Annotated in this window: 20 protein-coding genes; 5 read left to right on the top strand and 15 right to left on the bottom strand. The window is 66.7% G+C overall.

What is annotated here, in order from left to right:
- Nucleotides 1-23: 23 nt before the first annotated feature.
- From AC07Y4_RS04725 to AC07Y4_RS04665, 13 genes are all read right to left on the bottom strand, one after another.
- On the bottom strand, nucleotides 24-2,819 hold the full coding sequence (locus AC07Y4_RS04725; protein WP_495274234.1) for a FimV/HubP family polar landmark protein: 2,796 nt from the start codon (nucleotides 2,817-2,819) through the stop codon (nucleotides 24-26).
- A gap of 167 nt (nucleotides 2,820-2,986) precedes the next feature.
- Nucleotides 2,987-4,132: an aspartate-semialdehyde dehydrogenase gene (gene asd, locus AC07Y4_RS04720; RefSeq protein WP_070062265.1), complete on the bottom strand. Its 1,146-nt coding sequence runs from the start codon at nucleotides 4,130-4,132 to the stop codon at nucleotides 2,987-2,989.
- Nucleotides 4,133-4,222: 90 nt separating this feature from the next.
- A complete protein-coding gene (leuB, locus tag AC07Y4_RS04715) occupies nucleotides 4,223-5,311 on the bottom strand; it encodes a 3-isopropylmalate dehydrogenase (RefSeq protein WP_101493320.1) in 1,089 nt (362 codons plus the stop codon).
- 43 nt (nucleotides 5,312-5,354) lie between these two features.
- On the bottom strand, nucleotides 5,355-6,005 hold the full coding sequence (gene leuD / locus AC07Y4_RS04710) for a 3-isopropylmalate dehydratase small subunit (RefSeq protein ID WP_062479700.1): 651 nt from the start codon (nucleotides 6,003-6,005) through the stop codon (nucleotides 5,355-5,357).
- Nucleotides 6,006-6,019: 14 nt separating this feature from the next.
- Nucleotides 6,020-7,441 carry a 3-isopropylmalate dehydratase large subunit gene (gene leuC / locus AC07Y4_RS04705; RefSeq protein ID WP_495274233.1) on the bottom strand — a complete coding sequence of 474 codons (1,422 nt, stop codon included), beginning with the start codon at nucleotides 7,439-7,441 and terminating at the stop codon, nucleotides 6,020-6,022.
- 46 nt (nucleotides 7,442-7,487) lie between these two features.
- Nucleotides 7,488-8,441 carry a LysR substrate-binding domain-containing protein gene (locus AC07Y4_RS04700; protein ID WP_495274232.1) on the bottom strand — a complete coding sequence of 318 codons (954 nt, stop codon included), beginning with the start codon at nucleotides 8,439-8,441 and terminating at the stop codon, nucleotides 7,488-7,490.
- A 180-nt stretch (nucleotides 8,442-8,621) separates the two neighbouring features.
- Entirely contained in the window at nucleotides 8,622-9,932 is a 1,311-nt protein-coding gene (gltA, locus tag AC07Y4_RS04695) for a citrate synthase (protein WP_062479703.1), read from the bottom strand.
- Between the two features lie 24 nt (nucleotides 9,933-9,956).
- Nucleotides 9,957-10,271, bottom strand: a complete 315-nt coding sequence (locus AC07Y4_RS04690; protein ID WP_099795593.1) for an FAD assembly factor SdhE — start codon at nucleotides 10,269-10,271, stop codon at nucleotides 9,957-9,959.
- Nucleotides 10,272-10,291: 20 nt separating this feature from the next.
- Complete coding sequence (locus tag AC07Y4_RS04685; RefSeq protein ID WP_062479706.1) at nucleotides 10,292-10,993, bottom strand: succinate dehydrogenase iron-sulfur subunit; 702 nt, start codon at nucleotides 10,991-10,993, stop codon at nucleotides 10,292-10,294.
- Between the two features lie 22 nt (nucleotides 10,994-11,015).
- Nucleotides 11,016-12,824: a succinate dehydrogenase flavoprotein subunit gene (gene sdhA, locus AC07Y4_RS04680; protein WP_056572028.1), complete on the bottom strand. Its 1,809-nt coding sequence runs from the start codon at nucleotides 12,822-12,824 to the stop codon at nucleotides 11,016-11,018.
- Nucleotides 12,825-12,830: 6 nt separating this feature from the next.
- On the bottom strand, nucleotides 12,831-13,196 hold the full coding sequence (gene sdhD / locus AC07Y4_RS04675; RefSeq protein WP_062479708.1) for a succinate dehydrogenase, hydrophobic membrane anchor protein: 366 nt from the start codon (nucleotides 13,194-13,196) through the stop codon (nucleotides 12,831-12,833).
- 13 nt (nucleotides 13,197-13,209) lie between these two features.
- Complete coding sequence (gene sdhC, locus AC07Y4_RS04670) at nucleotides 13,210-13,656, bottom strand: succinate dehydrogenase, cytochrome b556 subunit (RefSeq protein ID WP_159273217.1); 447 nt, start codon at nucleotides 13,654-13,656, stop codon at nucleotides 13,210-13,212.
- Between the two features lie 234 nt (nucleotides 13,657-13,890).
- Nucleotides 13,891-14,649, bottom strand: a complete 759-nt coding sequence (locus AC07Y4_RS04665; RefSeq protein WP_495274231.1) for a GntR family transcriptional regulator — start codon at nucleotides 14,647-14,649, stop codon at nucleotides 13,891-13,893.
- A gap of 182 nt (nucleotides 14,650-14,831) precedes the next feature.
- Between AC07Y4_RS04665 and AC07Y4_RS04660 the strand changes: the two genes are divergently transcribed.
- The 5 genes from AC07Y4_RS04660 to AC07Y4_RS04640 all read left to right on the top strand — a co-directional run bounded on the left by AC07Y4_RS04660 (nucleotide 14,832) and on the right by AC07Y4_RS04640 (nucleotide 20,895).
- Nucleotides 14,832-15,818, top strand: coding sequence for a malate dehydrogenase (locus AC07Y4_RS04660; RefSeq protein ID WP_042578072.1), 987 nt, complete (start codon nucleotides 14,832-14,834; stop codon nucleotides 15,816-15,818).
- A 15-nt stretch (nucleotides 15,819-15,833) separates the two neighbouring features.
- A complete protein-coding gene (tam, locus tag AC07Y4_RS04655; protein WP_354342791.1) occupies nucleotides 15,834-16,622 on the top strand; it encodes a trans-aconitate 2-methyltransferase in 789 nt (262 codons plus the stop codon).
- Nucleotides 16,619-17,635 (top strand): HpcH/HpaI aldolase/citrate lyase family protein, encoded by a 1,017-nt coding sequence (locus AC07Y4_RS04650; protein WP_495274230.1) that lies wholly within the window; start codon nucleotides 16,619-16,621, stop codon nucleotides 17,633-17,635. The genes tam and AC07Y4_RS04650 overlap by 4 nt, the downstream gene beginning before the upstream one ends.
- A gap of 23 nt (nucleotides 17,636-17,658) precedes the next feature.
- Nucleotides 17,659-18,216: a hypothetical protein gene (locus AC07Y4_RS04645; protein WP_062479718.1), complete on the top strand. Its 558-nt coding sequence runs from the start codon at nucleotides 17,659-17,661 to the stop codon at nucleotides 18,214-18,216.
- A gap of 93 nt (nucleotides 18,217-18,309) precedes the next feature.
- Nucleotides 18,310-20,895 (top strand): bifunctional aconitate hydratase 2/2-methylisocitrate dehydratase, encoded by a 2,586-nt coding sequence (locus AC07Y4_RS04640; RefSeq protein ID WP_495274229.1) that lies wholly within the window; start codon nucleotides 18,310-18,312, stop codon nucleotides 20,893-20,895.
- Between the two features lie 87 nt (nucleotides 20,896-20,982).
- Here AC07Y4_RS04640 and AC07Y4_RS04635 read toward each other — a convergent pair whose 3' ends face one another.
- Nucleotides 20,983-21,843 carry a hypothetical protein gene (locus tag AC07Y4_RS04635; protein ID WP_495274228.1) on the bottom strand — a complete coding sequence of 287 codons (861 nt, stop codon included), beginning with the start codon at nucleotides 21,841-21,843 and terminating at the stop codon, nucleotides 20,983-20,985.
- Nucleotides 21,844-21,873: 30 nt separating this feature from the next.
- Nucleotides 21,874-22,844: DUF2827 family protein (locus AC07Y4_RS04630; RefSeq protein ID WP_495274227.1), on the bottom strand; the 971-nt coding region annotated here is incomplete at its 5' end.

The raw sequence follows: 22,844 nt of genomic DNA, 5'->3' as shown, positions 1-22,844 counted from the left end.
CAGAAGGGCAGTCGGCAACCGGCTCAGCGCAGTTCGGCGAGCAGCTGCTTGGCTTGCGACTTGAGGTCGCCGGCGCTTTCGGCTTCGACTTCCTCGACCAGCGAGCGGGCGCCTTCGACGTCGCCGATGGCCTGCAGTTCGCGGGCCAGCGAGAGTTTCACGGCGTGCGGGTTGTCGTCACCGTCGTCGTCCAGGGCGGACGGCGAGGTGGCCACGGCCGCGGAGCGCGGTGCTTCGGCGACGGCGGAGCGGGCCGGCAGGCCGGCGAGGGCGCTCATGTCGAACTCGATGAAGCCGGAGTCGGCAGGCAGCGTGTCGCGCAGCATGGCCGGGCGGGTGTTGTGCTCTGCGTCGTTCAGCGACGAGGGGCGCGTGTGGGCCGTCAACGCGCCGGGGGCCGTGTCGAAGTCGTTTTCAAGGTCGACCGGCGCCGCGGCGTGGCCGTTGCTCAGCGGGGCCGGTGCGGCCGTCGGTGCGTAGACCGACTTCGGCAGGCTGGCACCCACCGGAGCAGGTGCCGGTGCGGGCGGCTGGGTCAGGTCGAGGTCGAAGTCCAGCGGTGCGACCGAGGGCATGAAGGCCGGCGGGGCCGACGCCACGGGCGGTGCGGCCGGAGGCGGCGGTGCCACGACGGCTGCTGCGGCTGCGACAGCGGGCTTGGCCGCGGCTGCCAGTGCGCCGGCGAATGCGGCGGTTTCGGCCTGGCTGGCGCCTCGCGCGGTGCCCGTGCCCGATTCGTACAGCGGGTTGCCCGGGTCGAGGTCCTTGCCCATGTCGACCACGCGGTTCCATTCGGAGCCCGCGCCGTTGGTCAGCTTGTGCACTTCGGTGGCCAGGCCGTCGAAGGCGCGCACGTCGCGGCGCTTGGCGTGGATTTCGAGCAGCTTGAGGTGGATGGCGGTGCGGTCCGGGTTCAGGCGCAGCGCTTCACGCAGGATTTCCTCGGCCTGCAGGTCGCGGCCGTAGGCGAGGTAGACGTCGGCCTCGGCGACCGGATCGACATCGCCCGCGTCGAGCTGGCTCGGCGAATACGACAGCGACGACACGGTGGAATCGCCGCGGTTCTTGGTGTCGACCGATTCGCCGCCGCTGGCGCCGAAGAACGAGTCCTTGGGAATACGGCTCTCGAGGAACACGCTTTCGCTCATTTCTTCGCGGCGGCGGCCCAGCACGCGGTACAGCAGGAAGCCGACCAGCAGCGCGATCAGCGCGGCGCCCGCGAGCATCAGCGGGTTGTCGAGCAGCTCCTCGAGGAAGCTGCGTTCCGGCGGGGGAGGCGGCGGTGCGGCCTTGACCACAGGCTTGGGAGCGACGATGGGCGCGGCGGCGGCTGCAGCGCTGGCTGCGGCTGCCACGGGCAGGGCGGCTGCGTCGGTGGCCGACGGTGCGGCGGCTGCGGCGGGTGCTGCAGCGGAGGCCGCGGCGACGGGGGCCGTTGCAGCGGGAGCGGTTGGTGCGGCTGCCGGCGCCGGCGTTGCCGGTGCGGTGGCTGCGGCGGCGGGGGCCGCGGCGGGTGCAGGAGCGGCCGCGACCGCTGGCGTCGGCGTCGTGGCACCGGCCAGCGGCGCGGGAACGGCGATGCCGGGCGTGGTGGCCGGCGCTGCAGGCGCGGCGGCCGGAGCGGACGAGCCGGTGCCGGCCTTGAGCTTGTTCAGCTCGTTGATGTTTTTCGTGAGTTCGGCGACGCGGTTGCTGCTGTCCTGCGCCTGGCGGGCCTGCGCGACCTTTTCATCGGCGGCGCGCGCGGCGGCGTTGCCTTGCGACACCGTGAGCTTGTCGGGTGCGCTGGCGGCGGCATTGCGGTCTTCCACGCTGGCCTGCAGCTTGCCCGAGGCCTGGCGGCTCGCGGCGGCCACGTTGGTGGTCGGGGCGTTTTCGGCGAGGCGCTGGCGGTAGCTGCCGAAGTCGCGGCTTTGCGCGGTGATCGTGCGGCGCGCGTCGGCGGCTGGCACGGCGCTCGCTGCGGCGGCGTTCGGCAGGTCGAGCACGGCACCGGCCTTCATCCGGTTGACGTTGCCGCCGACGAAGGCGTCGGGGTTGGCGTTCAGCAGCGCGACCAGCATCTGGTCGAGCGAGACATCGGCGGGCTTGTGGGCCGAGGCGATCTTGCCGGCGGTGTCGCCGCGGCGCACCGTGACTTGCTCGCCACTGCCGCCGCTGGGCGCGGCGACGGCGGCACGTGCCGGCGCAGGAGCTGGCGCGGCCGCAGGGGCCGGTGCAGCCGCAGCGGGTGCGGGCGTTGCAGCCACTGCAGGCGCGGGCTCGCGGCGCACGCGCGGGGCGGGCGCGGGGCGCTCGACCGGCGTGGCGATCTGCGGTGCGACGGGCGTCACCGGTGCGGCTGCCGCCTGGCGCGTGGCCGGCGGATCGAGCAGCACGGTGTAGTCGCGCACGATGCGGCCCGAGGCGCCGTTGGCTTCGAGCAGCAGGTCGATGAAGGGGTCGTTGAGCGGGCGGTTGCCGGCCAGGCGCACCACGTACTGGCCACCGGCGCGGCGCTGCAGCGTGGCTTTCACGTCGCCGAGGGCCGCGTTGTACGGGATGCCTGCGTTCTTGAAGGCTTCGGCCGTGGCGATGTTGATCTTCAGGCCTTCCGCCTCGTTGGCGGCCATTTCAGTGACATCGATCTCGGCGCGCAGCGGTTCGCCCAGTGCCGACTGCACCCGCAGCGGTCCCAGCGCGAAGGCGCTGGCGTCGGCGCTGGCCAGTCCCAGCGTCAGGGCCGCAGCGGCACCCAGGATGGAAAGGCGCCAGCCATTCGACGGCAGGGCGGGGCGGGCGGCCGAAGGGCGGGCCGCGGGCAACAGATGTCTTGTCATGCTGATAGGGGCGGCTCAGGCCCTGAATTTGTAAGAGGACGTTAGCATCATCAACATGCACTGACAAGGCAATGCGCCTGATCTACCCAGTGCGCGCATACTTCCGATGACATCCTGTGTTGCCTTTCGGCAACATTTTTGTATTTCAAGGCCCTGAGCTGCCCGCATCAGGCTTCGAGCAGGATGCGCAGCATGCGGCGCAGCGGTTCGGCCGCGCCCCACAGCAGCTGGTCGCCGATGGTGAAGGCGCCGACGTACTCGGGGCCCATCGCCAGCTTGCGGATGCGGCCGACCGGGATGTCCATGGTGCCCGTCACGGCCACCGGCGTCAGGTCCTTCACGGTGGCTTCGCGCGTGTTCGGCACGACCTTGGCCCAGGGGTTGTCGGCGGCGATCATCGCTTCGATGTCGGCCACCGGCACGTCCTTCTTGAGCTTGAAGGTCAGGGCCTGGCTGTGGCAGCGCATGGCGCCGATGCGCACGCAGAAGCCGTCCACCGGCGTGGCGGCGGTGCCGAAGCCCGCGCCCTGGCCGAGGATCTTGTTCGTTTCGGCGCCGCCCTTCCACTCTTCCTTGGACATGCCGTCGCCCAGGTCCTTGTCGATCCAGGGAATCAGCGAGCCGCCCAGCGGGGCGCCGAAGTTGGCGATTTCGGAGGCGCTCAGGTTCTGCTGCTTGTGCAGCACCTTGCGGTCGATCTCGAGGATGGCCGACTTCGGGTCGTCGAGCAGCGCGCGCACTTCGGCGTTCAGGGTGCCGAACTGGGTCAGCAGCTCGCGCATGTGCTGCGCGCCGCCGCCCGAGGCTGCCTGGTAGGTCATGCTGGTCATCCACTCGACCAGGCCGGCCTTGTAGAGGGCGCCCACGCCCATGAGCATGCAGCTGACGGTGCAGTTGCCGCCGACCCAGTTCTTGCCGCCCTTGGCGAGCGCGTTCTGGATCACGGGCAGGTTGACGGGGTCGAGCACGATGATCGCGTCATCGTTCATGCGCAGCGTGGAGGCCGCGTCGATCCAGTGGCCGTTCCAGCCGGCGGCGCGCAGCTTGGGGAAGACCTCGCTGGTGTAGTCGCCGCCCTGGCAGGTGATGACGATGTCGCACTTCTTCAGTGCCTCGATGTCGTTCGCATCCTTCAGCGCGGTTTCGTTCTTGGCCATCGCCGGGGCCTTGCCGCCCGCGTTCGAGGTCGAGAAGAAGACCGGCTCGATGAGGCCGAAGTCGCCTTCGGCCTGCATGCGGTCCATGAGGACCGAGCCGACCATGCCGCGCCAGCCCACGAGGCCGACCAGAGGTTGCTTGGATGCGTTCGCCATTTCAGTTTGCCCTTAGTGAAGAAAGAAAAAATCAGTCTTTTTTGCCCCCGACTCGTCGGCCGGGGGAGGGCGTGACGAAGCGGGCTGCGGTTAGCCGGTAATCGTCTTTTTGGTGATGGCTGCTACGACCGCGTCGCCCATTTCGCGGGTGCCGACGCGCTTCGTGCCTTCGGACCAGATGTCGCCCGTGCGCAGCCCGGAGGCGAGCACGTGCTTGACCGCCGACTCGATACGGTCGGCAGCTTCGGGCTGGTTGAGGGAGAAGCGGAGCATCATGGCAGCGGACAGGATTGTAGCCAAAGGATTGGCAACCCCTTTGCCAGCAATGTCGGGCGCGCTGCCGTGGCTGGGCTCGTACAGGCCCTGGTTGCTCGCATTGAGCGAGGCCGAGGGCAGCATGCCGATGGAGCCGGTGAGCATCGCGGCCTCGTCCGAGAGGATGTCGCCGAACATGTTGCCGGTGACGACCACGTCGAACTTCTTGGGCGCCTTCACGAGCTGCATGGCCGCGTTGTCGACGTACATGTGGTCGAGTTCGACGTCGGGGTACTCCTTGCCGACCTCGGTCACGATGTCCTTCCAGAACTGGAAGGTCTCCAGCACGTTGGCCTTGTCCACGCTGGTCACGCGCTTGCTGCGCTTGCGGGCCGCCTCGAAGGCGACGCGGGCGATGCGCTCGACCTCGGGGCGCGAGTAGCGCATCGTGTCGAAGGCTTCTTCAGCGCCGGGGAAGTGGCCGTCGGTGGCGATGCGGCGCCCGCGCGGCTGGCCGAAGTAGATGTCGCCGGTCAGCTCGCGGATGATGAGGATGTCCAGGCCCGCGATCAGCTCGGGCTTCAGGCTCGAGGCGTCCACCAGCTGCTCGTAGCAGATGGCGGGGCGGAAGTTGGCGAACAGGCCCAGGTTCTTGCGCAGCCCCAGGATGGCCTGCTCGGGACGCAGCGGGCGGTCGAGCTTGTCGTACTTCCAGTCGCCGACGGCGCCGAACAGCACCGCGTCGGATTCCTTCGCGAGCTTCAGCGTCGATTCGGGCAGCGGGTGGCCGTGCGCCTCATAGGCCGCGCCGCCGACCAGGGCCGATTCCATCTCGAACTTCAGGTCGAGGACTTCGAGCACCCTGACGGCTTCCGCCACGATTTCGGTGCCGATGCCGTCACCCGGGAGAACTGCGATTTTCATAAGTTGGTCTGAGGTTTTTTCTTGAAAACGGAAAGGCCGCCGATCACGAGATCATCGTGTGCGCGAGCCAGGGCTTCTGCGCCAGGCGCTCGGTCTCGAAGGCCTTGATCTTGTCCTTGTGGCGCAGCGTCAGGCCGATGTCGTCCAGCCCGTTGATCAGGCAGTACTTGCGGAAGGCCTGCACGTCGAACGCGAACTCCTGGCCATCAGGCTTCACGACGACCTGGCGTTCCAGGTCGATGGTCAGCGTGTAGCCCGGGAAGGCAAAGGCCTCGTCGAACAGCTGCGAGACCTGCGACTCGGGCAGCACGATCGGCAGCAGGCCGTTCTTGAAGCTGTTGTTGAAGAAGATGTCGGCGTAGCTCGGCGCAATGATGGCGCGAAAGCCGTACTGGTCGAGCGCCCAGGGCGCGTGCTCGCGAGACGAGCCGCAGCCGAAGTTCTTGCGCGCCAGCAGCACCGAGGCGCCGGCGTAGCGCGGCTGGTTCAGCACGAAGTCGGGGTTCGGCTTGCGGCTGGCCGGGTCCTGGCCCGGAAAGCCGGCGTCCAGGTAGCGCCACTCGTCGAACAGGTTCACGCCGAAGCCGGTCTTCTTGATCGACTTGAGGAACTGCTTGGGAATGATCGCGTCGGTGTCGACGTTCTCGCGGTCCATGGGGGCCACGAGGCCCTTGTGCACGGTGAATTTCTGCATGTGATGTCTCCAGATCAGGCGAAGGTGCGCACGTCGACGAAGTGGCCGTGCACCGCGGCGGCGGCGGCCATCGCCGGGCTCACGAGGTGGGTGCGGCCACCGGCGCCTTGGCGGCCTTCGAAGTTGCGGTTGCTGGTCGAGGCGCAGCGCTCGCCGGGCTCGAGCCGGTCGGCGTTCATCGCCAGGCACATCGAGCAGCCGGGCTCGCGCCATTCGAAGCCCGCGGCCTTGAAGATCACATCGAGCCCTTCGCGCTCGGCCTGTTCCTTCACCACGCCCGAGCCGGGCACGACCATCGCGAGCTTCACGTTCTTCGCGACCTTCTGGCCGAGCTTCTTCACCACGGCGGCGGCTTCGCGCATGTCCTCGATGCGGCTGTTGGTGCACGAGCCGATGAACACCTTGTCGATGAAGATGTCGTTCATGGCCTTGTTGGGCTCCAGGCCCATGTAGACCAGCGCGCGCTCGATAGCGCCGCGCTTGCTGGCGTCCTTTTCCTTGTCGGGATCGGGCACGCGGCCGTTGATCTCGACCACCATCTCGGGCGAGGTGCCCCAGGTGACCTGCGGCTGGATCTGCGTGGCGTCGAGTTCGACCACGGCGTCGAAGGTCGCGCCGGGGTCGGACTGCAGCGTGCGCCAGTAGCTCACGGCCTGGTCCCATTCGACGCCGGTGGGCGCGAGCGGGCGGCCCTTCACGTAGGCGATGGTCTTCTCGTCGACCGCCACCAGCCCGGCGCGCGCGCCGGCCTCGATGGCCATGTTGCAGACCGTCATGCGGCCTTCCATGCTCAGGTCGCGAATGGCCGAGCCGGCGAATTCGATCGTGTAGCCCGTGCCGCCGGCGGTGCCGATCTTGCCGATGATGGCCAGCACGATGTCCTTGGCCGTGCAGCCCAGAGGCAGCTTGCCTTCGACCTTCACGAGCATGTTCTTGGCCTTCTTGCCCAGCAGTGTCTGCGTGGCCATCACGTGCTCGACCTCGCTGGTGCCGATGCCGTGCGCGAGCGCGCCGAACGCGCCGTGCGTGGAGGTGTGCGAGTCGCCGCAGACCACCGTCATGCCTGGCAGCGTCGCGCCGCTTTCCGGGCCGATCACGTGCACGATGCCCTGGCGCTTGCTCAGGAACGGGAAGAACGCGGCGGCGCCGAATTCGGCGATGTTGTGGTCCAGCGTGGTGACCTGCTCCTTGCTGGTCGGGTCGGCAATGCCTTCATAGCCGCGCTCCCAGCCGGTGGTCGGCGTGTTGTGGTCGGCGGTGGCCACCACCGAGCTGATGCGCCACAGCTTGCGGCCGGCTTCGCGCAGGCCTTCGAAGGCTTGCGGGCTGGTCACTTCGTGCACCAGGTGGCGGTCGATGTAGAGGATCGCGGTGCCGTCTTCCTCGGTGTGGACGACGTGTTCGTCCCAGATCTTGTCGTAGAGCGTGCGTGCCATGTCGGTCTCTTCTTTCGTGGGGAAATGGATTGTCTGTCGACGCGGTCTAGGCCGCGAGTCGTTCGGTGGCGTCGGCCGAGTCGGCCGCTGCGTGCAGGTGGTTCACCAGCGTGCGCGCCGCCACCGGCAGGGTGGAGAAGTCGCGCGCCACCAGCCGGATTTCGCGCGCCGCCCAGGCGTCGTTGAGCGGCACGCTCACGAGGCCGCGGCCGATGCCGTTGTGCATGAGTTCGAAGGCGCGCTGCGGCATCACGCCGATGCCCAGGCCGTTGTCGATCATCCGGCACATGGCGTCCAGGCCCGTGACGTGGATGCGCAGCTTCACGCTGCGGCCGGCGCTCAGGGCCGCTTCGTGCATCGCCACGTAGATCGAGCTGTTGGTGTGCAGGCCGACGTGGTCGAAGGCCAGCGAGTCGATGAAGTCGATCGCGTCCTGCGCGGCCAGCGCGTGCCCCTCGGGAACGATCAGTGCGAGGCGGTCGTGCCGGTAGGAAAGGCTCTGCAGTTCGCCCGCGCCGCCGGCCACGTGGCACACGCCGAGGTCGGCCGCGCCTTCCTGCACCGCGCGGATCACTTCGCTGCTCAGGTGCTCCTCGAGGTCGATCTTGATGGCCTCGTGCGCGCGCGAGAACACGCCCAGGTCTTCCGGCAGGAACTGCACGATGGCCGAGATGTTGGCGTGCACGCGCACGTGGCCGCGCACGCCGTCGGCGTATTCGCTGAGCTCGCCCTGCATCTTCTCGAGGCTGTAGAGCACCGAGCGGGCGTGGTGCAGCAGGCTTTCGCCGGCCGGCGTGAGGTCGACGCCGCGCGCATGGCGGTAGAGCAGGGCGGTGCCCAGCGTGGCCTCGAGGTCGGACAACCGCTTGCTCACGGCCGAGGCCGCGATGAACTCGCGTTCCGCCGCGCGCCCGATGCTGCCCAGCTCGCACACGGCCACGAACAGCTGCAACGACGTGAGGTCGATGCGGCGGGCAAAGTTGCGTTCGGACGTGCTCATGGGGGCTTGGACATCGCGATTGGCGATGAGTTGGCTATTTTCTTCCTGTTTTGAAGCCCTTGCCATCGCGATGCGCGATGACCTCGCTGCCGGCTGGCGAGGAGGGGCATGCCGAACGGGCAATAAAAAAGCCGCCCGAGGGCAGCTTTTTCAGGGAGCGGAGATTCCGCGCTCGATCGATCAGCGGGCCGAGATCGGCTTCACGTCACGCTTGGGCGAGCCTTCGAACAGCTGGCGTGGGCGGCCGATCTTGTACTCGGGGTCGCCGATCATTTCGTTCAGCTGGGCGATCCAGCCGACGGTGCGGGCCAGCGCGAAGATCGCGGTGAACAGCGGCACCGGGATGCCGATGGCGCGCTGCACGATGCCCGAGTAGAAGTCGACGTTCGGGTAGAGCTTGCGCGACACGAAGTACTCGTCTTCCAGGGCGATCTTCTCGAGTTCCTTGGCGAGCTTGAACAGCGGATCGTTTTCCAGGCCCAGCTCGGTCAGCACTTCGTTGCAGGTTTCCTGCATCAGCTTGGCGCGCGGGTCGTAGTTCTTGTACACGCGATGGCCGAAGCCCATCAGCTTGACGTTCGAGTTCTTGTCCTTGACCTTCTTGATGAACTCGCCGATCTTTTCCACGCCGCCTTCGCGCTGGATGTCGTACAGCATGTTCAGCGCCGCTTCGTTGGCACCGCCGTGGGCCGGGCCCCAGAGGCACGCCACACCAGCCGCGATGGCCGCGAAGGGGTTCGTGCCCGACGAGCCGCACAGGCGCACCGTCGAGGTCGAGGCGTTCTGCTCGTGGTCTGCGTGCAGGATGAAGATGCGGTCGAGCGCGCGCTCGAGCACCGGGTTCACCTTGTACTCTTCGCACGGCGTGGCGAACATCATGTGCAGGAAGTTGCCTGCATAGCTCAGTTCGTTCTTCGGGTACATGTACGGCTGGCCGACGGTGTACTTGTAGGCCATGGCCACGAGCGTGGGCATCTTCGCGATCAGGCGGATCGCGGCGATCTCGCGGTGCTCGGGATTGTTGATGTCCGTGCTGTCGTGATAGAAGGCCGACAGGGCGCCCACGAGGCCGGTCATGATGGCCATCGGGTGGGCATCACGGCGGAAGCCGCGCAGGAAGAACTGCATCTGCTCGTTGACCATCGTGTGGTTCGTCACGAGCTTGGTGAAGCTGGCCTTCTTGCCTGCGTCCGGCAGCTCGCCGTACAGCAGCAGGTGGCAGGTCTCCATGAAGTCGCAGTTGGTCGCGAGCTGCTCGATGGGGTAGCCGCGGTACAGCAGCTCGCCCTTGTCGCCGTCGATGTAGGTGATGGCCGACTGGCAGGCGGCGGTCGACATGAAGCCCGGGTCGTACGTGAACATGCCGGTCTGTGCATACAGCTTGCGGATGTCGATCACGTCAGGGCCGATGGTGCCCTTGTAGATCGGCAGTTCGACGTTGTCGCCGCCATTGCTGAACGACAGCGTGGCCTTGGTATCGGATGCTTTCATTTCGGTTTACTTTCAGAGGAGGATTCAGGACGAAGGAGAGATTGCGGGACGCTGCGCGCCATCGGTACGCATCAGATGCAGCAATGCGACCACCTCGGCGCCGGCCCATTCGGGCTCGGGCTCCTTTCTGCGCAGCAAAAGGTCCAGGAGGTCGTTGTCCGACAGGTCCATCAATGTCTCCATCGCTCCCGCTTGACCGTTGGTCATGTGGGATTCGTGCCGCTCGAAGAAGCGGGCGATGAACAGGTCGTTCTCAAGCAGGCCGCGCCGGCAACGCCATTTCAGTTTGCTCAGCGCACGTTCGCTGAGCGGCTGCTGGAGTTCGTCGGCGGTTTGCATGGTGGTGTCTTGAAAAAAGGTCAGATGGCGCGACGCACCATCAGTTCCTTGATCTTGCCGATGGCCTTGGTCGGGTTCAGGCTCTTCGGGCACACGTCCACGCAGTTCATGATCGTGTGGCAGCGGAACAGGCGGTACGGGTCTTCCAGGTTGTCCAGGCGCTCGGCGGTGGCTTCGTCGCGGCTGTCGGCGATGAAGCGGTAGGCCTGCAGCAGGCCGGCCGGGCCGACGAACTTGTCGGGGTTCCACCAGAAGCTCGGGCAGCTCGTGGAGCAGCTCGCGCACAGGATGCACTCGTACAGGCCGTCGAGCTCTTCACGCTCTTCGGGCGACTGCAGGCGCTCCTTCTCGGGCGGCACGGTGTCGTTCTGCAGGTACGGCTTGATCGAGTTGTATTGCTTGAAGAACTGGGTCATGTCGACGATCAGGTCGCGGATGACGGGCAGGCCCGGCAGCGGCTTGAGCACGACGGTGCCCTTGAGCGTGTTCATGTTGGTCAGGCAGGCCAGACCGTTCTTGCCGTTGATGTTCATCGCGTCGGAGCCGCAGACGCCTTCGCGGCACGAGCGGCGGAACGACAGCGTGGGATCCTGCGCCTTGAGCTTCATCAGGGCGTCCAGCAGCATGCGTTCGTGGCCGTCGAGTTCGACCTCGACCGTCTGCATGTAGGGCTTGGCGTCCTTGTCCGGGTCGTAGCGGTAGATCTGGAATGTGCGCTTCATCGTATGGACCTTGTAAATATTCTTAGAACGTGCGGACCTTGGGCGGCACGGATGCCACCGTCAGCGGCTGCAGCTTGACGGGCTTGTACGAGAGGCGGTTGTCCGCGCTGTACCAGAGCGTGTGCTTCATCCAGTTGGCGTCGTCGCGGCCCAGCGGTGCGACCGGGTCGTCCGCGGGACGCTCGTAGTCTTCCACCGTGTGGGCGCCGCGGCATTCCTTGCGGGCGGCGGCCGAGACCATGGTGGCTTGCGCCACTTCGATCAGGTTGTCGACTTCCAGCGCTTCGATGCGGGCGGTGTTGAACACCTTGGACTTGTCCTTCAGGCCGATCGACTTGACGCGCTCGCGCACGGCGGCGATCTTGACCACGCCTTCGTCCATCGAGGCCTGCTTGCGGAACACGGCGGCATGCTGCTGCATGACGGCGCGGATCTCGCCGGCCACGTCCTGGGCGTACTCGCCGCCGGTGGAGGCTTCGAGTTCGTTCAGGCGCTGCAGGGTGCGGTCGGCCGCATCCTTGGGCAGTTCCTTGTGTTCCTTGAGCTTGTCGTTGAACTCGACGATGTGGTTGCCGGCCGCGCGGCCGAACACCAAGAGGTCGAGCAGCGAGTTGGTGCCCAGGCGGTTGGCGCCGTGCACGCTCACGCAGGAGCATTCGCCCACGGCGTAGAGGCCGTTCACCACGGCGCTGTTGTCTTCACCCTTCTGGATGACGACCTGGCCGTTGATGTTCGTCGGGATGCCGCCCATCTGGTAGTGGATGGTGGGCACCACGGGAATCGGTTCCTTGGTGACGTCGACGTTGGCGAAGTTGATGCCGATCTCGTAGACCGACGGCAGCCGCTTGTGGATGGTGTCGGCGCCCAGGTGGTCCAGCTTCATGTGGATGTAGTCCTTGTTGGGACCACAGCCACGGCCTTCCTTGATTTCCTGGTCCATCGAGCGCGAGACGAAGTCGCGCGGTGCCAGGTCCTTCAGGGTGGGCGCGTAGCGCTCCATGAAGCGTTCGCCGTTGCTGTTCAGCAGGATCGCGCCTTCGCCGCGGCAGCCTTCGGTCAGCAGCACGCCCGCGCCGGCCACGCCGGTGGGGTGGAACTGCCAGAACTCCATGTCCTGCAGCGGGATGCCCGAACGTGCGGCCATGCCCAGGCCGTCGCCGGTGTTGATGAACGCGTTGGTGGACGCACCGAAGATGCGGCCTGCGCCGCCGGTGGCCAGCAGCACGGTCTTGGCCTGCAGGATGTGCAGGTCGCCGGTTTCCATTTCGAGGGCCGTGACGCCGACCACGTCGCCTTCGTCGTCACGGATGAGGTCGAGCGCCATCCATTCGACGAAGAACTGGGTGCGGGCTTCCACGTTCTTCTGGTAGAGCGTGTGCAGCATCGCGTGGCCGGTGCGGTCGGCCGCGGCGCAGGCGCGCTGCACGGCCTTCTCGCCGTAGTTGGCCGTGTGGCCGCCGAACGGACGCTGGTAGATGGTGCCGTCGGGGTTGCGGTCGAAGGGCATGCCGAAGTGCTCGAGCTCGTACACGACCTTCGGGGCTTCACGGCACATGAACTCGATCGCGTCCTGGTCGCCGAGCCAGTCGGAACCCTTGATCGTGTCGTAGAAGTGGTAGTGCCAGTTGTCCTCGCTCATGTTGCCGAGCGAGGCGCCCACGCCGCCCTGGGCAGCGACGGTGTGCGAACGGGTCGGGAACACCTTGGAGAGCACGGCCACGTTGAGGCCGGCACGGGCGAGTTGCAGCGAGGCGCGCATGCCGGAGCCGCCGGCACCGACGATCACGACGTCGAACTTGCGCTTGGTGATGTTTTCTTTTGTGTAGGTCATGGTGGGTCAGATCTTCCAAAGCACTTGAATGGCCCAACCCGCACAACCGACAAGCCAGACGATGGTGAAAACTTGCAGCACGAGACGGATGGCGACAGGCTGGACGTAGTCCATCCACACGTCGCGCATGCCGACCCACACGTGATAGAGCAGGGCAACGATCACGGAGAAGGTCAGGACCTTCATCCACTGTGCGGCGAAGATGCCGGCCCACAGGTCGTAACCGATGGGGCCGCGCGAGAAGATCAGCTGCGCGAGCAGGATGATCGTGAACAGCGCCATCAGGGCGCCGGTGATGCGTTGGCTGAGCCAGTCGCGCAGACCGTAGTGCGCGCCGACGACGATGCGCTTGGAGCCGTAATTCACAGACATGGGTGGCTCCTTCTCAGTACAGGCCGAACAGCTTGGCGCCAAGCACCAGCGTGAGGATGATGCTCGCAGCCAGCGTGAAGATGGCCGAGCTGTGACCGAATTCCTTCGTCACGGCGGAGTGGCTCACGTCCATCCAGAGGTGACGCAGGCCGGCGATGAAGTGGTGCAGGTAGGCCCAGATGAGCGCCAGTGCGACGAGCTTGAAGAACCATCCCGGAGCGAAGCCGACGCCGATGTTGAAAGCAGACTTGAATTTCGCGAACGAATAGTCAGATGACAGCGAGGTGTCGAACATCCAGATGATGAAGGGCATCAGCAGGAACATCAGCACACCGCTCACGCGGTGCAGGATCGACACGATGCCGGCCGGCGGCAGCCGGTAGGTCGTGAGATCGGTGAAGGCGTTGATGTTCCGGAATTCGCGACGCGGCGGCCGGGGGGGAGTTGCAAGCTCTGTCATAGGGAGATGGCTTTCGTGGCTTTGTGACTTGTTGGCTTGTTCTGAGAGCGAACGCTTTTGTTTCTTCTGCGGAATGCAAACAACGCAAAATTCTATTGCAATGCACCATCGCGCATCGGACGCGCAGGAGTCAACGCACTGCGGCAGTCGGATGCTCGGGGATTGAGGTTGCGTTGCGCGGGCTGAGTGTGCGCGTTTGTGCCCGCGCGGGCGAGGTTCTTCGGCGCCATCGGATCAGCCCAGCTGGTTGCGGTAGTGGTGGGTGTCGGTGCGGTACAGGCCGCGGCGCAGTTCCATCGGCATGTCGTGGTACGTGTGCGCCACGCGCTCCACGCTCAAGAGCGGCATCTGCAGCGGCACGTCGAGCAGCTGCGCCTGTTCGGCATCGGGCAGCACGGCGCGGATCTTTTCTTCGGCGCGCACCATGCGCACGCCGAACTCGGTTTCGAACATCGCGTACATCGGGCCCGGCCAGGCGCGCAGCCGGTCGGCCGTGAGGCCCTTGAAGGGCGCGCCGGGCAGCCAGAGGTCTTCGAGGATGGTCGGCACGCCGCCATAGGCGAGCACGCGGCGCACCTGCAGCACGGCGTCGCCGGTGCGCAGGCTCAGCGCGCGCGCCACGTCGGCCGAGGCGCGCAGGCGCTTGCAGTCGACGATGGTGCGCTCGGCCGGACCTTCGGCGCTCGGGCTGCCGGCGTCGGGCACCAGCTTGAGAAAACGGTACTGCACATGCTGCTCGGCATGCGTGGCCACGAAGGTGCCCTTACCCTGGCGGCGCACCACCAGGTTTTCGGCCGACAGCTCGTCGATCGCCTTGCGCACCGTGCCCTGGCTCACGCGGTAACGCACGGCCAGGTCCATCTCGCTGGGGATGGGCTCGCCCGGCTTCCACTCGCCGGCCTGCAGGCTCTGCAGGATCAGGGTCTTGATCTGCTGGTAGAGCGGACTGAAGGACGGCGTCGTGGGCTCGTCGAGGGTGGAGGGCGTGTTCATGGCAGCGGTGGGGTGCGCCGTGGCGGACCCCCAGAGGATATCTTATATAAGACATAAGACGGCCTTTGTCGAATCGGCTTAAAATGCGGCCCGGTCCCGCGCCGCGGGAAAGCTTCCCCCCCGCTGGACCGCGGCGCCCCACGAGAGCGCTAACCCGTTTCACCACCTTCTGGAGTCTTCCCATGAGCAAAAAGCCTGTCCGCGTTGCCGTTACCGGTGCCGCCGGTCAAATCGGTTACGCCCTGTTGTTCCGTATCGCTTCCGGCGAAATGCTCGGCAAAGACCAGCCGGTCATCCTGCAACTGCTCGAAATCCCCGACGAGAAGGCCCAGAAGGCGCTCAAGGGCGTGATGATGGAGCTCGACGACTGCGCCTTCCCGCTGCTGGCCGGCATGGAAGCCCACGGCGACCCGATGACCGCCTTCAAGGACGCCGACTACGCCCTGCTGGTCGGTTCGCGCCCCCGCGGCCCCGGCATGGAACGTGCCGAACTGCTGGCCGTCAACGGCGCCATCTTCACGGCACAGGGCAAGGCGCTGAACGCCGTCGCCTCGCGCAACGTGAAGGTGCTGGTCGTCGGCAACCCCGCCAACACCAACGCCTACATCGCCATGAAGTCGGCACCCGACCTGCCGCGCAAGAACTTCACCGCCATGCTGCGCCTGGACCACAACCGCGCTGCCAGCCAGATCGCCGCCAAGACCGGCAAGGCCGTGGCCGACATCGAAAAGCTCACCGTCTGGGGCAACCACTCGCCCACGATGTACGCCGACTACCGCTTTGCGACCATCAACGGCGAAAGCGTCGCCAAGATGATCAACGACCAGGAATGGAACGCCAACACCTTCCTGCCGACCGTCGGCAAGCGCGGCGCGGCCATCATCGAAGCGCGCGGCCTGTCGTCGGCTGCCTCGGCCGCCAACGCCGCCATCGACCACATGCGCGACTGGGCCCTGGGCACCAACGGCAAGTGGGTCACGATGGGCATCCCGTCGGACGGCCAGTACGGCATTCCGAAGGACGTGATGTTCGGCTTCCCGGTCACCTGCGAAAACGGTGAGTACAAGCTGGTCGAAGGCCTCGAGATCGATGCATTCAGCCAGGAACGCATCAACAAGACGCTCGAAGAGCTCGAAGGCGAACGCGCCGGCGTCGCCCACCTGCTGTAAAGCAAGCCCGCCCGCATGCTCGACTGGAACCCCGCGCTCTACCGTCGCTACGAGGACGAGCGCACCCGGCCCGCACAGGAACTCCTGGCGCGGGTCCCGCTTGCCGAGGCCGCCCGCGTGGTCGACCTCGGATGCGGACCGGGCAATTCCACCGAGCTGCTGGCACATCGGTTCCCGAAGGCGCAGGTCACGGGTACCGACAACTCCGAAGCCATGCTGGTCAGCGCGCGCGAGCGCCTGCCGGCGGCGCGCTTCGAGTTGAGCGACATCGCGACCTGGGCGCCGCGTGAAACAGAAGCGCCCGATCTCATTTATGCCAACGCGTCCCTGCAATGGGTGCCGGATCACGAGACGCTGATCCCCCGCCTGTTCGACGCGCTGGCCCCGGGCGGCGTGCTCGCCGTCCAGATGCCTGACAACCGCCAGGAGCCCACGCACCGCCTGATGCGGGCGGTGGCGGCCGAAGCGCCCTGGGCCGAGCCCATCGGCGACGCCGACAAGCTGCGCACCTTGCTGCTGCCGCTCGGCGGCTACTACGACCTGCTGGCCGCGCGTGCGGCCCATGTCGATGTCTGGCACACCATCTACCAGCACCCGATGGCCAACGCCGCGGCCATCGTCGAATGGGTGCGTAGCACTGGGCTGAAGCCTTTCGTCGACCGCCTGCCGCCCGACCTGCAGGCGAGCTACCTCGCCGAATACGAACGCCGGGTGGACGAGGCCTACCCGGTGCGCACCGACGGCAAGCGCCTGCTCGCCTTCCCGCGCATGTTCATCGTGGCGCACAAGAAAAAAGACGCATGACGACGAAGACCGCCGCTGCCCATCCCGCGGACGTGCTGCTCGGCGCACAGGCCGGCGCCGTGACCCTGCCGGTGTGCGACCACTACAGCGGCGTCGAAGCCCGCATGAAGAAGAGCCTCGCGCTCCAGGCCGAGATGGCGCAGGAGTTCGGTGCCTGCGTGTTCGACGTCACCCTCGACTGCGAAGACGGCGCCCCGGTCGGCGGCGAGGCGGAGCATGCCGCGCTCGTCACCGAGCTCGCGCTGGCTGCCCAGCCCGGCATGCGCGTGGGCGTGCGCGTGCACCCGGTCGACCACCCGGCCTTTGCCGGCGACGTGGTCACCATCGCCGGACGTGCCGGCCAGCGGCTGAGCCACCTCATGGTGCCCAAGGTCGAATCCGTGGCTGATGTGTGTCAGGCTGTTGCCGCGCTCGATGCCGCCGACGCCGCCGAGTTGCCGCTGCACGTGCTCATCGAGTCGCCCCTGGCGGTGCACAACGCCTTCGAAATTGCCGCGCATCCGCGCGTGCAGTCGCTGAGCTTCGGCCTCATGGATTTCGTGTCGGCGCATGCCGGCGCCATTCCCGCCGACGGCATGGGTGCGGCGGGGCAGTTCAGCCACCCGCTGGTCGTGCGCGCCAAGCTGGCACTGGCCTCGGCGGCGCATGCCTACGGCAAGGTGCCGTCGCACTGCGTGGTCACCGAGTTCAACGACACCGAGGCGATGCGCCTCGCGGCCCGCAAGGCGGCCACCGAATTCGGCTACACGCGCATGTGGAGCATCCACCCGAACCAGATCCGGCCGATCCTCGAGGCCTTCGCGCCCGACGAGGCGCAGATTCAAATTGCCACAAAAATCATTACAAAAGCCGCAGACGCGGATTGGGCACCGACACAAATTGATGGCACATTGCACGACCGCGCGAGCTACCGCCACTTCTGGCAGGTCCTGACGCGCGCCCACGCAACAGGGCGCGCGTTGCCCTCCGAGGCGAAAGCCTGGTTTGCATCGCGGTCTCCTGAAACCCACTGAATCAGCCTGAAGGAACCCCGCTCATGAAGAAAATTGCACTGATCGCCGCCGTTGCGCTGGCCCTGCCTTTCGCCGCCGTGGCCCAGAACGCCACCGCCACCAAGCCGGCCGCGGCCAAGGCCGAAGCCAAGAAGACCCCGCCGAAGCGCCAGGTCACCCGCAAGGCGGCCAAGGCTGTCGAAGAGGTCACGCCGATCGCCGACGACACCAACATCGTGCTGTCCGAGTCCGACCTGGCCGTGGCGCAGCGTGTGTCCATCGGCAAGGCCCAGTGCGAACTCGGCGCCGACGTGACCGTCACGCCCGACGAGAAGAAGCCCGGCTTCTTCACCGTGACCACCAAGGGCCTGAAGTACCGCATGCACCCGGTCGAAAGCCGCACCGGCGCCATCCGCCTCGAAGACCCGCGTGCCGGCGCCATGTGGCTCCAGCTGGGCAACAAGTCGATGCTGATGAACCAGAAGGCCGGCCTGCGCATTGCCGACGAATGCCAGACCGCCGCCCAGGTCGCCTTTGCCGACGAGATGAAGAAGAACCCGCCGAAGGCCCTTTTCGAAGGTGCCGACGCAGCCAAGAAGTAAGAAGAGCACCGAACCCGGGGTGCGGCGCGGCTCTTGCTTGGCCGCTTGAGACCGCAGCGCACGCCCGATAGCCTAGTTTCCGGAGAAAAGAAGATGTTGCAAGCCTACGTTGATCATGTTGCCGAACGCGCCGCGCTCGGTATCCCGCCGCTGCCCCTGAGCGCGAAGCAGACCGCCGAAGCGATCGAGCTCCTGAAGAGCGCGAACGCCAAGGACGGCGCCTTCCTGCTGGACCTGCTCACCTACCGTGTGCCCGCCGGCGTCGACGACGCCGCCAAGGTCAAGGCGAGCTACCTCGCGGCCGTGGCCCACGGCACCGAGAAGAACGCGTTCATCACGCGCGCTCGCGCCACTGAACTGCTCGGCACCATGCTCGGCGGCTACAACATCAGCCCCATGATCGACCTGCTGGACGACGCCGAAGTCGGCGCCGTGGCAGCCGAAGGCCTGAAGAAGACCCTGCTGATGTTCGACCAGTTCCACGACGTCAAGGAAAAGGCCGACAAGGGCAACGCCCACGCCAAGGGCGTGCTGCAAAGCTGGGCCGATGCCGAGTGGTTCACCAGCCGCCCGGAAGTGCCGCAGAGCATCACCGTCAGCATCTTCAAGGTGGCCGGTGAAATCAACACCGACGACCTGTCGCCCGCACCCGACGCCACCACGCGTCCCGACATTCCGATGCACGCCCTGGCGATGCACAAGAACGCCCGCCCCGGCATCGTTCCTGAAGAAGACGGCAAGCGCGGCCCGGTGAAGTTCATCGAAGACCTGCGCGCCCGCGGCCACCTCGTGGCCTACGCCGGCGACGTGGTCGGCACCGGTTCGTCGCGCAAGAGCGCCACCAACTCGGTGCTGTGGTTCACCGGCGAAGACATTCCCTTCGTGCCGAACAAGCGTTTCGGCGGCGTCTGCCTCGGCGGCAAGATCGCTCCCATCTTCTACAACACGATGGAAGACTCGGGCGCACTGCCCATCGAGCTCGACGTGACGCAGATGAACATGGGCGACGTGGTCGAGCTGCGCCCCTACGAAGGCAAGGCCCTGAAGGACGGCCACGTCATCGCCGAATTCCAGGTCAAGAGCGACGTGCTGTTCGACGAAGTGCGCGCCGGCGGCCGCATTCCGCTGATCATCGGCCGTGGCCTCACGGCCAAGGCGCGCGAGGCGCTGGGCCTGCCCGTCTCGACGCTGTTCCGCCTGCCGCAAAGCCCGGTCGACACCAAGAAGGGTTTCTCGCTCGCACAGAAGATGGTCGGCCGCGCCTGCGGCCTGCCCGAAGGCCAGGGCGTGCGCCCGGGCACGTACTGCGAACCCAAGATGACCTCGGTCGGCTCGCAGGACACCACCGGCCCGATGACCCGCGACGAGCTGAAGGACCTGGCCTGCCTGGGCTTCTCGGCCGACCTCGTCATGCAATCGTTCTGCCACACGGCGGCGTACCCCAAGAAGGTCGACGTCAAGATGCACCACGAACTGCCCGAGTTCATGGCCAACCGCGGCGGCGTGTCGCTGCGTCCGGGCGACGGCGTGATCCACAGCTGGCTCAACCGCCTGCTGACGCCCGACACCGTGGGCACGGGCGGCGACAGCCACACCCGTTTCCCCATCGGCATCAGCTTCCCCGCGGGCTCCGGCCTCGTGGCCTTCGCGGCCGCCACCGGCGTGATGCCGCTGGACATGCCCGAATCGGTGCTCGTGCGCTTCAAGGGCAAGATGCAGCCCGGCGTCACGCTGCGTGACCTGGTCAACGCCATTCCGCTGTACGCCATCAAGAGCGGCCTGCTGACCGTGGCCAAGCAAGGCAAGAAGAACATCTTCTCGGGCCGCATCCTCGAAATCGAAGGCCTGCCCGACCTGAAGGTGGAACAAGCCTTCGAACTGAGCGACGCCTCGGCCGAACGCTCGGCCGCCGGCTGCACGGTGCACCTGAACAAGGAGCCGATCCAGGAGTACATCAACAGCAACATCACGCTGATGAAGTGGATGATTGCCGAAGGCTACGCCGACGCCCGCACGCTGGCACGCCGCATCGCCGCGCAGGAAGCCTGGCTCAAGGACCCGCAGCTGCTCAAGGGCGATGCCGACGCCGAGTACGCCGCCGTCATCGAGATCGACCTGGCCGAGATCCACGAACCCATCGTGGCCTGCCCGAACGACCCGGACGACGTGAAGACGCTGAGCGACGTGGCCGGTGCCACCATCGACGAAGTGTTCATCGGCTCGTGCATGACCAACATCGGCCACTTCCGCGCCGCGTCGAAGCTGCTCGAAGGCAAGCGCGACATCCCGGTCAAGCTGTGGATCGCACCGCCGACCAAGATGGACGCGCAGCAGCTCACCGAGGAAGGCCACTACGGTGTGTTCGGCAACGCCGGCGCGCGCACCGAAATGCCGGGCTGCTCGCTGTGCATGGGCAACCAGGCACAGGTGCGCGAAGGCGCGACGGTGATGTCGACCAGCACCCGCAACTTCCCGAACCGCCTGGGCAAGAACACCAACGTGTACCTGGGCTCGGCCGAACTGGCTGCCATCTGCTCGCGCCTGGGCCGCATCCCGACCCGCGAGGAGTACATGGCCGCCACGGGCGTGATCGATGCGTCCAGCGCACAGATCTACCAGTACCTGAACTTCGACAAGATCGAAGACTACAAGGGCGTGGCGGATACGGTCACGGCCTGAGGGTCGTTGCAGCCGGCGAGCGATTCGCCAGCCTCATGAAAAAGCCCCGCTTCGGCGGGGCTTTTTCGTGGGCGTTCGCTGCCGGTGTCAGCCCGGCGGCGGATTCGGCTTCAGGTGCTCCTGGCCCTTCAGCACCATCGCCATGCCGGCGGGGCCGCCCACCGCGTAGGGCAGCGAGGCCTGCAGCGAATGGGCGAAATCGCCGCGGTACAGCTTGGCGCCCTGGTGGGTCAGGTTCGAATTGGCGTCAATGTAGATCGACTCGCCCAGCCCCGACCACAGCCGGCAGAAGCCGTAGTCTTCCGACAGGTAGCGCCGCGTGACCGGGTCGACCATCACGTCGAAGAAGCGGTAGTGCAGCCCGCGGTCGGCTTCGCCGATGCTGTCGGGCACGTACTGCAGCTCGGGGTAGGCGGTCATGAGCCGCTCGAACACGCCGCGCCGGATCGCCATGAAGCCCGTGGGCGCCTCGGTCATCTTCATGAAGCCGTCGGGCTGCACCTCGAGCTCGATCTGCGACGCGCCTTCCGCGGCCTTGGCATTGACCGTGTAGCGCGTGAACGCGGCCTCGAACTGCAGCTGCGTGGTGCCGGCCGCCACGCCGCCGGCTGGCCAGTCTTCGCGCTTGAGCGGGTAGACGCCGGCGGCGATGTCGTAGCCCGACAGCAGCAGGCGGAACGCAGCCTCGGCCGAGAAGCCGATGTCCGCGTCGATCCAGAACAGGTGAGTCCACTCGGTGTTGGCCAGGAACTGGGCCACGCAGTTGTTGCGCGCACGCGTGACCAGGCTCTCGCCCTGGTGCATCAGCACCTGCACCTTCATGCCGGCGCGTTCGGCGCTCACGGTGAAGTTCAGCAGCGACGCCACGTAGTTCTGGAAGAACTTGCCGTCGTGGCTCGGCGTCACGATCACGGGGTAGAAGTTCCGGAGTTCGGACGGATCGAGCATGCGAGGGGGCTCCGTGGGGCGCGGGTCTGGCTAGCGGGCAGGGCGCTGCATCAGGCCCTGCAGCAGGGTGTCGTAGGTTTGCGTGGCCACTGCGTCGCCGGGCAGGTAGCGCCCGATGAGCGCGCGCTGCCGGTCGCGGTAGGCCTGGGCCTGCGCGTCGTGCCCGTCGATGGCGTCGAGCACGCGGGCGCTGCCCGCGGCCACGTCGTTTTCTGCGTAGTAGTAGCCCAGGTCCGCGCACAGGTGGGCGTTGTGCACCAGCGGATAGCCCTGCCAGCAGGTCTCGAGGTAGAAATAGTTGAGCGGGTTCTCCCACTGGTGGGAGACCACGATGTCGGTGTTCTGCGCCAGGAACACCGGGGTCTCGTGCCGGCCCAGGAAGACCGCCTTGTGCTGGCGCACCAGGTCGAGCTGGTTCATCAGCGTGATGAACTCCATGCTGTCCTTGGCCATGCGCTCCACGTTCGTGACCTGCAGCAGCCCGATCGCGTCGGGGCGGGCGCGGTAGGCCAGCTCGGCGATCAGGATGGGGTAGACGCAGAACTTCACCACGTTGATGTTCGGCTCCATCACGCTGAGCCGCCGCGGCCCGCTGCGTGGCTGGTACGCGCCGCCGTCGGGTAGGGCGCGGGCGCGCTCTTGCAGGAACACCGGGCTCCAGACGAAGGGCACGGCGCGCGCCTCGGCGCGACGCAGCACCTCGAAGTACGGCTGGCTGATGTGGGCCACCTGCGGAACCATCCAGATGTCGTCGTAGCGCTGGTTGATGAACAGGTTGCGGCCCCACAGCGGCTTGCCGAACAGCATCGACTCCATCGCGTGCACGTACTCGAAGCCGCAGCAGTACGACACCAGCCGCGCGCCGCGGCGCTTGAGGTGGTCGGTCTGGTCGCCGTCGATCTGGCCGCCCAGCTCGATCAGCACATCCACGCTGTCCTTGGCCGCTTCGAAAGTCACGGTCGGCCAGCGGGCCTGGTCCCAGGGCAGGGCGGGGGTGATGG

The organism is Variovorax sp. GW460-12-1-14-LB1, from assembly GCF_059423605.1.
Note: the sequence above shows the minus strand (reverse complement) of the source record. Positions and strands in the feature narration are given on the sequence as shown.